Source organism: Streptomyces spiralis (genome assembly GCF_014654675.1).
Lineage (GTDB): Bacteria > Actinomycetota > Actinomycetes > Streptomycetales > Streptomycetaceae > Streptomyces > Streptomyces spiralis.
In genome coordinates, this window is record NZ_BNBC01000021.1 from 149,734 (window position 1) to 150,086 (window position 353).

The 353-nt window shown below is 67.7% G+C and carries 1 protein-coding gene; it reads right to left on the reverse strand.

Features of this window, described 5'->3' with window-relative positions; genetic code table 11:
- Positions 1 to 290, reverse strand: a 290-nt coding sequence (locus tag IE318_RS22250) for an acyltransferase domain-containing protein (protein WP_229903672.1), incomplete at its 3' end; no start/stop codon positions are given.
- Positions 291 to 353: the final 63 nt, after the last annotated feature.

A 353-nucleotide genomic window follows, 5' to 3' on the forward strand; every position in this document is an offset into this window, starting at 1 on the left:
GCCACCAGCCGGGCCGCATCCGCCAGCGACAGCACCCCGGCCACATGCGCCGCGGCCAGCTCACCGATGGAGTGACCGACCAGCACATCCGGCCGCACACCCCACGCCTCCACCAAACGGAACAACGCCACCTCGACCGCGAACAACGCAGGCTGCGCATAACCCGTGGCGTTCAACGCCCCGGGATCCTCGCCCCACATCACCTCACACAACGGCCGACCCAGATACCGATCCAGCTCAGCCATCACCTCATCCAGCGCAGAGGCGAACACAGGGAAGGCGTCGTACAACCCACGCCCCATCCCCAACCGCTGCGCCCCCTGCCCCGTGAACAAGAACGCAGTCCGACCACC